This is a genomic window from Bacillus cereus group sp. Bc031, assembly GCF_027716265.1.
Classification (GTDB): Bacteria; Bacillota; Bacilli; order Bacillales; family Bacillaceae_G; genus Bacillus_A; species Bacillus_A paranthracis.
This window is the reverse complement of sequence record NZ_JAQFUL010000126.1, coordinates 1-9,753: the sequence shown is the minus strand read 5'-3', so window position 1 is coordinate 9,753 and position 9,753 is coordinate 1. Positions and strand designations below refer to the sequence as shown.

Genomic DNA, 9,753 nt, shown 5'->3' with positions numbered 1-9,753 from the left:
GCTAGCTTTTTAGAAAGAATAACGTTTTTTGTCACTTGGGGGTAGTGAAAATTCTTAAGTTGATGGGCATGGGGTCCTACCAACAAAAAGCGCAAAACATACGCTAGGCAAAATTTAACATGACGAAACTGTTGAGTGACAATAAAGTTCTTTCCTTACCAATAAAGTTGTTTACTAATCGGTTTGTTTTATTACAATAAAGTCGTTTGCTTTTACCATAAGGTTGATAAATCAACTGTTTGAACGCATAAAAGTAAACAACTATTTTTATGCATTTGGCGAAAATCTAAAAAATGGGGTTGCCAGCAAGATTTCTTCAGGAGGCTCTCTTGTGCTAAACAGCCAGGCCAAGTACCTTATTTCACGATAACGGTTGATCAATTCCAGCACTTCTCCGACTTTGTTTTCCTTCATCAATCTCTCGCTGAACAAAATGGCAGAGATTTGTCCCAAGTTTAAGCGTTGTTGTGATGTACTGTACAAATCATTTGCCGCCTCCGTAAACGAGGAACCTTCGCCTTTGCCCACCCAAACCGGGGGCTGCTCCGCTTTTTGCTGTCCCTCCAGCTTGGCCACTGTCGAGAAATCAAGCAATTGCACATACAAGGTGTATTGGCCATCGACATAGTCTATTCCAACAGCCGTAGCATAGTTCATGTTTTGCACTTCATATCTGCTCCAGCAACCGGTAAGGGCGAGAAGAAGGAAAAGTGCAACCATACTTTTATATCTCCTCATTTATGCCTGTCCCCTTGCCTTGTAGAATCTCGTGTCTTCAACATGTCCGGTCGAGTGTTTCGCTATGGCCAAGGTAATCGAAACAAAGCGTTGGCCAAGTCTTTAAATGGAGGTGATATTGGGGCCAAGTAAGGCAAGCCGCATGAACGCAATGAGGCTAAATGGCTGAGCACAATAAATAATCCAAGAAAGAAGCCATAAATGCCAAGCGTGGCAGACAGAATGAAAAGAAAAAAGCGTAAGGTACTAATCGTTCCAGCCAATGATAGGCTCGATAAAGTTGAACCAAAGATTTGTGTAATTGCTCCGATGACAACGATACCTGGGGATAAGGATCCAGCACGAATGGCCGCATCCCCCAGGATAAGTCCTCCTACAACCGTTACCGTGGAGCCGACCGCAGAAGGCAATCGGATACCAGCTTCCCGCAGGATTTCTAAGAAGAGAAGTGCAATAAACATTTCAACTGCCACATCAAAAGGGATTCCCAACCGGTTAATCCCCAAAGTGGCAAGTAGATAATAGGGCAGCTGATCTTGATGATAGGAAAGAATGGCAACAAAAAATGCAGGAAGCAGTAGCGATACGGACAAGCCAAGTAAACGAAGCGTTTGACCAAATGTAGCTGCCAAAGCAGTAAAGTGGATATCTTCGGGTGCTTTCACAAGCAAAAATAAATTGGCAGGCGCAATCAACGCAGCCGGTGTACCATCCACAATCAACGCTACACGCCCATTGAGCATACAGTTCACGGTAAAGTCTGCTCTGCCTGTATACCCCATCAAAGGAAACAATGCTTTTGTCGGTTCCATTAATTCTTCTAGCTGAGTGGCGCTAAACGCTCCGTCAATGTGAAGATCATCTAATTTATTCTTTACATCTTGAACAATCTTAGGATCAACAATGTCACGCATGTAAAGAATTGCAACGGTTGTTTTCGTGCGAACGCCTACTTTTTTCGTTTCATAAACCATGCTGGTTGATTTGATTCGTTTCCGAATTAACGCCACATTGACTCCCACTTCTTCCACAAATCCATCCTTTGGCCCCCGTACCGAAAGCATTCGCATCATCTGTACGTTCTTTCAAGCTGCGCGTAATATCTGCTGTTCTACTCATTTTAATTTGCAGGTCTTCATAATGGTTTTCCAAGAGATTTCGGATGCTACGGGAAATATTTAAGGTAATTTCTTTTTCCTGCATCCCATTGCCAATAGCTCCTGGGTCCATTCTCCCGTGACCAGGATCTAAATATAATTTAAACATTTTACACCACCTCGTACAAATAAAATATGATCGAAGAGTAACGGAGGTATAGGAATTCGTCTGAGATACATATAAAAATAGGTGATGATAGGCATTACATTTCATTGAATCAGATGATTTATTTTAAAGCTAAGAAATTTTCCAAATACGAGACCATATGTATGAGCAGCAATTAATGTTCCATATTTTTCGTGGGTCAGGCAAACTCTTGTTCATCTAGACAGTAGGCTGATTGATTATTGATGCTTCTTTCTTAACAAAACACCTAAGTGATTCTCTGTGCATATACTGTATCATTACTACAGGATTATGATTAAATACAACTCAATCTATACATAAAATAATCAAGGAGAGGTTAATTTTGAAAATTCCAAAGACAGCCAAAGTTAGTATCCCCTTTCCATCCGTATGGGGGATTGATGCTTCTATTGCGGGGAGATCCATTATTAGAGGTATACTTACCATTGATTCCATTGTAGACAACAAAGTAGTAGGTACAGTTAATTTTCGTGGTATACCTATTCCGATTAATGGGTATTGGGACGAAAGCGCTAAACAAATAAGTTTCGATTCACCATATGCCTCCTTTTTTGGCAACTTGACAATAATTGATGAGACCGCTATAAGCATTCGGCATTTCATTTTAAGTGGACGGTTTATAATGAAACCTCCCTCTTTGCTGGCTGGTGAATACGGAAATTGGATTGCTGCAACCTTTACAACCCGTTTGGGACCTCCCATATATACTAATGTTTTACCACCTGCTGGTGCCTTTTCAGTCTCAAGTATGCTCTTGGGACAGCAATTGTTTTAATTAGACCATGACTTTATAAAAACAACCTTCGTTTGTGATTGACTAAGGTTGTTTTTTATAAAGTGTTCTCGGAAAATACAGCCTTGCTTTAAATCTGAGTTTAGCGTATATCTCCGTTAAAATGTACTCGGAACCCTTTGATGATCGTGCCTAGTTAGATAAACAAATATTGATACTTCCTTATAGAAATAGCCTGCTTGGTTAGGTACGTTGTTTCACAATCCCCGGAAATTTTTAATATAAGTAATGAATGCTTATTTTTTTCCTTCCGATAGCTTTCTATATAAAGAAGCTCTAGATACATTTGTAATTTCACAAATTTGATTTACAGTCATATTTCCTTCTTTATATAGCTTTACTGCATAATTCATTCCTGCGTGATTTTTATGATATTTCTTTAACCGTCCTTTAAACTTCCCTTCTTTCTTTGCGAGCTCAATTCCTTCACGCTGACGCATACGAATAAGGTCTCGCTCTAATTGGTTAACACCAGCCATTACCGTAATTAAGAATTGGCTATATGGATTATCTTCTGATAAATCTAGCCATGTATCCTTAAGTGATTTTAAGCTTCCCTTTTTATTTCGTATTAAATCAATCAATTCAAATAAATCTTGCGTACTTCGAGTGATCCGAGTTAAATCTGTAACATAAATAATGTCACCTTCCTGTAAATCCTCTAACATTTTTTGAAGTTGTTCACGATCTTTTGTGGCTCCTGAAGTTTTTTCTTCATAAATAATATCCATTCCAATTTCGTTCAATTGCCGAAATTGTCTTGAAGGATTTTGGCTAGTCGAACTGACGCGTACATAACGGGGTGGCGTCAGGAAAATGCGGATTTACAACGATAAGGAATTTCCAATATAAAAAGCCTGATTTCCCATCACCTAAATTGAGAAATTAGGCTCTTTTTTCGTTACTCCATAAACAGCATTCTATTACTGAATATGTAATTTACTTCGGGATAACAGGGACCCAGAGTTCGTGTCTTGGTTTATGCTTCGGACCGTAATAACATTCTATACACGGTAAATTTGCAAGTTCATACTCGGAGGTAGGGACCCACTCGGAATATAAACGTTTCCATGCATCCACTATGTTCGGAAAAACTGCCCATGTACTTGCGGGAATAATAAGCGTCTCCATATTTTCTGGGGATTCCCCATCGTATCTTACGCCCATGAAATAGGAAAATTGTTCATCTGTGATGGCAGCTTCTTTTCCGCAAACCCCCAGAAGGCTTTCAAGCGTGCATTTTGGATTTTCCCATGACATATCTACTAGTTCTTGCATAAATCCATCTTTTTTCGCAGTGTTCCAAAGCGTAGGGATTGTTTTAAATGCTCTGCTTGTTTTTACTGGCTTGCTTTTTCCGACAATTCTTAATTCAAAATCAAGGTTTTCAATTCTGTAGTCCATCTCGGTATCTCCTTTAATAGAAATTTGAAAGGAAATTTTGGGAAAGGCTTTTAACTGTACCCCTCTATTACGAGCATTGGAAGGGGTTACCCCATGCATTTTTTGAAAAGCACGTGAGAAAGTATCAGAAGAAATATAACCATATTTAATTGCCACATCGATGATCCGAATATCACTTTTTTGAATTTCAAATGCTGCAAGTGTTAACCGTCTTCGTCTAATATATTCTGATAGCGATACACCTGAGATTGAAGAGAACATTCTTGAAAAATGAAACTCAGAACAGTTAGCTGCTTTTGCAATCTCTTTGTAGTCTATTTCTTCATCCAGGCTATTTTCAATGTAGTTTAACGCATTGTTCATTCTTTCTAGCCAATCCATAAGTTTACTCCCTTTCAATATTTACTTTAAAACAAAATAGATAATAATTACCGACATTTCATGCCTAAAAATGTTGGTGAAAAAATACACCTTTTGATAGAATCAGGACAAACTATTTGTTTCTTTCCGATAGATTTCTATATAATGAAGCCCTAGATACATTAGTAATTTCACAAATTTGATTTACAGTCATGCCGCCTTCTTTATATAGTTTTACTGCATAATTCATCCCTGCGTGATTTTTATGATACTTCTTTAAACGCCCCTTAAACTTTCCTTCTTTCTTTGCTAACTCAATCCCTTCACGTTGACGCATACGGATAAGGTCGCGCTCTAATTGGTTCACACCAGCCATTACTGTAATTAAGAATTGGCTGTATGGATTATCCTCTGATAAATTTAGCCATGTATCCTTGAGTGATTTTAAGCTTGCCTTTTTCCTTCGTATTAAATCAATCAATTCAAATAAATCCTGCGTACTCCGAGTGATCCGAGTTAAGTCTGTAACATAAATAATGTCGCCTTCCTGTAAATCCTGCAACATTTTTTGAAGTTGCTCGCGATTTTTTGTTGCACCAGAAACTTTTTCTTCAAAAATAATATCCATCCCGATTTCGTTTAATTGCTGAAATTGCCTTGAAGGATTTTGGTTAGTCGAACTGACACGTATATAACCAATTTTCCGCAAAATATCACCTCATTTTTGAGATAAGTCTTATGAGACACTCTTAACTATGATTTTATCAGTCTACTATAATTGTATCAATAGAGTACACTCTATTGATTTATAATTGAACTAATTAACTGAACAATTACAGAAATGAGATGATACTGTATGAAAGTTGCGAGAGGTAGAGAATTGCTTACATCGGAACAGCGACAGGTCCTTATGCAAATTCCTGAAGACGAGTGGGTGCTAGGAACCTACTACACTTTTTCCAAACGGGATTTAGAAATTATCAATAAGCGAAGGAGAGAAGAAAACCGTTTAGGGTTCACCGTTCAATTAGCTGTTCTTCGATATCCCGGTTGGCCATACACTCATATCAAAAACATCCCGGATTCAGTCATACATTATATATCAAAACAAATCGGTGCTAGTCCATCCTCGCTAAAGCTTTATCCTCAAAGAGACAATACACTTTGGGTGTTTTTGCCCATCCCCCCGAAAAGGTGGAATAAGGAGTACCTCACTGAAAGATTAGGGAAGTACTCCTTAAACATCGCTTACTCTGTTTCCGATATTACGTTTAATTGGGCTAATTCTTGAATAATTGCATCCAAATCAACAGACTCTTGTTGTATATTAAACTCGTATCTTCCATAGAAGTTAATATGTTGCCATGCAACTGGGGATATTTTTTTCATAACATCCGAATCTAGAGCCTTTGTTTCTCTGTAAGCCAACATATTAGATAAAATACTGGCATTGTAATAAATAATGCAATTGGAGAGTAAGCGACTGCATTCGCCCCAAATATGTTGATCATTTTCATTTTTGAAACGTAATTTTCCAAAATTGGCAAAGGATACTGCTTTGCGTAATTTATGATAACTTTCCCCTCGATTTAATGCCTTTTGAACATTCCGGCGTAAAGGGGGAGAATCAATATAATCCAAAAAATATAGACTTCTTATGATGTTATCGTACTCCCATAAAGCACGTTTGGTTTTGTTCTTCCGTGCATAAGCGCTTAGCTTACCAATAATAATGCTTTGTGTGGTTGTTTTAACTGCAAGGGATAACATAATTCGTTGAATATTTTCCCATTCCTCTATAATAAGATTCGTATTAATCTTTCGAACTGGCTTGATCAGGTTATCTCCATATTGGCTTGGATGTTTGAATCCGTAAAGAGATTTGTTGACCTTATCGTGAATATCCTTGTAGCGAGGCGCAAACTGATAACCAAAAAAGTTCAGGATAGCAAAATTCACTTCATTGGTTCCATGTGTATCCGTGGAATGCACATCAGGCTGAATATCAGTTGTGTTGTTAAATAAAATATCAAATACATAATGACTTTCATGCTCATTGGCCCCAATAATTCGAGCATTAACAGGGATATGGTTGGCTACCATTGTGTAGGAAACAATCCCTTTACCAAGACCAAAGTATTTAGGTGAATGACGGGAATTAATGGTATTGATTCGAGTCTCAACTTTCTGCCCGTCACTACTAGAATGAATCGTCTCCCCAATGTCATAATGTTTAAAGATTGGGAGTTTGGCTATTGCATTACTGATACAATCATTCGCTTCTTTTAAAGTCTCCAGACGAATAAAGTTATCAGATGTGGCAGCCAGTAACGGATAGCTAATATCAGAAATTTCCCCCATTCTCCCTAACCCCATGTTGGTTCCCCAAGCAATCAGACAGGCGACAAGAATTCGATTGTCTTTATTCTGTTTGGCATAACGTCCCAAGATGTGCTCAAATGAGTCAAGGAATTGACAGTGCTGTTGAACAAAATGCAAGACACTCCTAATGTCTATTTGCTTTAATGTATCGTAGAATGAGTGATTAATAGATTCTGTGTCACGAGTATAAGGTAATGTCCATCGGGTATGTGAACCCCGTTTTTTGATTTGAAGATGCTCATTTTTCCCAGATGAAATACTCTGGTTAACTTTAGTAATGCGATCTTCTAATCGCTTCTCAAGCTCCACTAAATGACTATGAATGGGTTGGTTGAAAATCGTCAGACCAGTGTCAGCGATCAACATTTCTTTCTGTTCCCATTGACGATCATTGATCAGGTCATCCTCAAAACTGCGAAATCGGATACTATCACGACAAAAAATATCTCCTGCTTCCAAACGGTTGCGTAGGAGGCGATAGACTAAAAATTCATATCGATCTGCTAAAATTGTTTTTTGTTCATAGATATAACGCTTCACACCATCGGATATGAAACCATTTGGCAAATCATCTGAGTGATATTGTCCTAACGCTTTATTCTTATTAAAAGCAGTTTTCATAAAATTCACTGCTTTAATTAATGGATCATTTGGTGAAGGAGCTACGAAATCAACCTGCAAAAATATAGGTCTTAAATAACGTTTAAATCGTCGTGCCTGCTGACCAATATGTTCCCATTGGAAGGCAGTTTCATCATATTTTATATTTGTAGTAATCTGTTTGGCTACGGATTCCAGTTTCTGACGTTCCAAAATAGTAAATGCACGGTCTTGAATATCCCTAAAGGGAGTATTGGCAGGAATATGATCATCAGTGAATATTTTAAGCAGTTCCCCTGCTTTTTTGATGTCTTGATTACTCTCTGTATAGCACTCGTAAACTCGTTCTTTTGCTGCTAATTTAGCTTCATCTGCATACCCCCTTACACTATATATGAGGGTATTGATCAGGTTGTCATGCATCCGTTGATAACGATGGGATACAAAACATAACAAATAGACATAAACAATCCATACATTCAGCCGTTTGAGCTTGTAGACAGAGTAGTAACTTACTAATGAAGCATAGTACTTGATGCTTTCGTTGGAAATACCTAACTTTGGTAACAGTTCTTGAGCAAGGTAATATAAATGCTGTATTTGTTTACCACGATTCATTTCAAGCTTTATTTCAGTGGCGCTAAAGTCTTTCGGTTCGTGTTTCAGTAGTGTTATTTCATACAGCCCTGAAGAATCTTCAAGTAATCGATCTAAGGATTCCATATCATTCTGTTTTAGATGATCCTGCATCAATGAAATTAATCGGTTTTGCTCATGGGTTATTGCCTGTCCTGTCATATCTTGCATAAAACTATAGCCAGGAACAACAATGCAGTTTTCAGACAAATAATTCATGATTTCTCGAAAGATGTAAATCGGCTTACCACAAAACGCCGCAGACTTTTGAACTTTTTCCTCCATCTTACGCCGTTCTTCGGCACCGCAACTGTGGTAGTTAAATAATTTAAGAATCAATTGTTGTTGTTTTAACCTAGTGGACTTATCAATTGAACTCAAGTCATCAATTTGACTGTTGTTGAAATGTTCCTTCAGAATATATTGAAGATCCTCTTCTACCTCATGGAGGTCAAATGTAAAAAATAGTTGTCTGGCTTTGAAATAACCCAGTTGTAAAACGAAATAAGCCTTAGATTTGACAGAACGCAATGTGTGTAGCAGCTCTTTCTCTGGCTGTGAAAGAGAAAAATAAGAACAGCGATCTTCGTATGAGAAACCTGGTCTGTCATAAATGATCTTTACTTCATCTTCGCTAAGAATCCTCAACCGTTTTTGGGTAGTTGTATTATTCTCCATATTCATATTCCAATCTCAAATTCCCTGACTACTTTATAAAATGAGTTCTTTTTCAACCCAAGTAAACACATGAACTCAACGCCCGTGATCTCTTTATTTTTCCACTTCGGATAGTGAGAATCTAATAATTGGCGCTGTTCATGGGAAAGGGTCCGTAAATTAAGCTTTGGTCGTCCCAAATGTCTACCTTGAGATTTGGCGAGCGCTATGCCTTCGGCTTGGCGCTGTTTGATTTTTTTTCGTTCTTGTTCGGCCACATAAGAGAGAAGGTTTAGAAACTGATCTTCCATTAACTTTCCGATATCTCCCATCTCTCTATATTTACGACTATCAAATAACGTTTCGTTTTCCAACACGACAATATCTGCTTGAATGTTCCTTGTAATGTGTTTCCATTCATAGATAATCCCTTCGTAATCCCTCCCCAATCGATCTAGGGCATCCAGATAAAGGAGATCCCCTTTCCGCAGGATACGCTTCATCGTCTGGTAGCTGGGGCGATTAAAGTCTTTTCCACTTTGTTTATCAACAAAGATCATTCGCTCTTCGATGCCTAAAGCTAACATTTTTTTGATTTGACGTTCTTCATTCTGATCTGTAGATGAAACGCGAACATAACCGATCTTCACAATGAACTTCCTCCAGAAGATATATTTTCTTCTACTATTTTACTATATTTAGTTTCTAAAGGTATGACGATTTTAGTAAACGTTTATAAAAATATTTTCATAGATTTATAAACGCAAGAACCACCCTTTATTAGACAGGTTTTAAAAGTACACCTTTATAAACAAAAAAGAACCCAAAGAATTGAGTGTGGAATTTTTGCTCCACGTACGGACCATTTAGTTGAACAA

Annotated in this window: 8 protein-coding genes and 2 pseudogenes; 2 read left to right on the top strand and 8 right to left on the bottom strand. The window is 37.9% G+C overall.

Annotation, left to right across the window (positions count from 1 at the left end; translation table 11 throughout):
- Positions 1-267 precede the first annotated feature (267 nt).
- The 3 genes and pseudogenes from PDQ33_RS26975 to PDQ33_RS26965 all read right to left on the bottom strand — a co-directional run.
- Positions 268-720 carry a Ger(x)C family spore germination protein gene (locus PDQ33_RS26975; protein ID WP_270756933.1) on the bottom strand — a complete coding sequence of 151 codons (453 nt, stop codon included), beginning with the start codon at positions 718-720 and terminating at the stop codon, positions 268-270.
- 80 nt (positions 721-800) lie between these two features.
- On the bottom strand, positions 801-1,769 hold the full coding sequence (locus PDQ33_RS26970; protein ID WP_228271847.1) for a spore germination protein: 969 nt from the start codon (positions 1,767-1,769) through the stop codon (positions 801-803).
- Between the two features lie 22 nt (positions 1,770-1,791).
- A pseudogene (locus PDQ33_RS26965) lies at positions 1,792-2,004 on the bottom strand (N-acetylmuramoyl-L-alanine amidase family protein); the annotation flags it as partial.
- Between the two features lie 361 nt (positions 2,005-2,365).
- Here PDQ33_RS26965 and PDQ33_RS26960 point away from each other — a divergent pair.
- Positions 2,366-2,818, top strand: coding sequence for a hypothetical protein (locus PDQ33_RS26960; protein WP_270756930.1), 453 nt, complete (start codon positions 2,366-2,368; stop codon positions 2,816-2,818).
- Between the two features lie 254 nt (positions 2,819-3,072).
- Here PDQ33_RS26960 and PDQ33_RS26955 read toward each other — a convergent pair whose 3' ends face one another.
- From PDQ33_RS26955 to PDQ33_RS26945, 3 genes are all read right to left on the bottom strand, one after another.
- A complete protein-coding gene (locus PDQ33_RS26955) occupies positions 3,073-3,648 on the bottom strand; it encodes a recombinase family protein (RefSeq protein ID WP_033656251.1) in 576 nt (191 codons plus the stop codon).
- A 127-nt stretch (positions 3,649-3,775) separates the two neighbouring features.
- Complete coding sequence (locus PDQ33_RS26950; protein WP_000383881.1) at positions 3,776-4,621, bottom strand: AraC family transcriptional regulator; 846 nt, start codon at positions 4,619-4,621, stop codon at positions 3,776-3,778.
- A 112-nt stretch (positions 4,622-4,733) separates the two neighbouring features.
- Positions 4,734-5,309 (bottom strand): recombinase family protein, encoded by a 576-nt coding sequence (locus tag PDQ33_RS26945; RefSeq protein WP_001226074.1) that lies wholly within the window; start codon positions 5,307-5,309, stop codon positions 4,734-4,736.
- A gap of 147 nt (positions 5,310-5,456) precedes the next feature.
- Here PDQ33_RS26945 and PDQ33_RS26940 point away from each other — a divergent pair.
- Positions 5,457-5,777 (top strand): annotated as a pseudogene (locus tag PDQ33_RS26940) (DUF4158 domain-containing protein); the annotation flags it as partial.
- Positions 5,778-5,848: 71 nt separating this feature from the next.
- Here the strand turns inward: PDQ33_RS26940 and PDQ33_RS26935 are convergent.
- Positions 5,849-8,896, bottom strand: a complete 3,048-nt coding sequence (locus PDQ33_RS26935; RefSeq protein WP_061130348.1) for a Tn3 family transposase — start codon at positions 8,894-8,896, stop codon at positions 5,849-5,851.
- Between the two features lie 2 nt (positions 8,897-8,898).
- Positions 8,899-9,525 (bottom strand): recombinase family protein, encoded by a 627-nt coding sequence (locus PDQ33_RS26930; protein ID WP_000690663.1) that lies wholly within the window; start codon positions 9,523-9,525, stop codon positions 8,899-8,901.
- Positions 9,526-9,753: the final 228 nt, after the last annotated feature.